Origin of the sequence: Agromyces humi (genome assembly GCF_009720255.1) — a bacterium.
GTDB classification, from domain to species: domain Bacteria; phylum Actinomycetota; class Actinomycetes; order Actinomycetales; family Microbacteriaceae; genus Agromyces; species Agromyces humi.
Genome location: NZ_WJSP02000724.1, coordinates 1 through 733, shown reverse-complemented (window position 1 = coordinate 733; position 733 = coordinate 1). Strand labels below are relative to the sequence as shown.

The 733-nt window shown below is 72.0% G+C and carries 1 protein-coding gene; it reads right to left on the bottom strand.

The genetic code is table 11. The annotated features are described in order from the left end of the window. Window positions 1–389 (bottom strand): TRAM domain-containing protein (locus GH736_RS23790; RefSeq protein ID WP_328596960.1); only part of this gene is annotated, 389 nt, incomplete at its 3' end. Between the last annotated feature and the right edge of the window lie 344 nt (window positions 390–733).

Genomic DNA, 733 nt, shown 5'->3' with positions numbered 1-733 from the left:
TCCGCCTTCAGGGCCCGCTGCCGCTCCACGCGGATGTGGCCGAACTCGGCGCCGCCCGCTCGCTGCGCCGGCGGCCGATCGACGGATGCCTCCGCCCACACGTGCTCGCGGCGGTCGGGCGATGCCGTCAGCACCTCGAGGGTCTCGGCGCGCCAGAAGCGGTCGTGCCTCCGGTCCGTGACCCGGGCGACGACCCGCTCGCCGGGAACGGCGTCGGAGACGAACACCACCCGCCCCTCGTGATGGGCGACGAACACGCCGCCGTGGGCGACCCGTTCGACGTCGACCTCGATGACGGGGCCGTCGGATTCGGGCGGCGCGGCGGCCGGACGCCGGATTCCGCGACCGCGGGGATCGGGACGGCGGGAACGACGACGGGATTCGGCCATGCTCCGAGCATTCCACAGCCTGCGGCGGTGACGGCAGGATGGGGGCATGCGCCTCTACCTCGCCTCCACGTCGCCCGCCCGGCTGCAGACCCTGCGCGCACGTCGGCCCACGCCCTTTCTTGTGCGGATGCGTGGTCGACTCCACGTCGTCCGAGCACGTCGCGCCTCGTGTCGATCGTGAAGGCGCGTGGATCTTGTGCCCGAAGGGCATCCCAGGCGCTCTCAGCGCGTCGAGGTCGTCGGGCATGTCCACCTCCCTTTTTGCCGTTCCGGCAAATCACGTTGCCATGAGCGTCTTGCCGAGCTCGCACACGACGCCGCCCACGCGGTCTCGCAGAGCACCG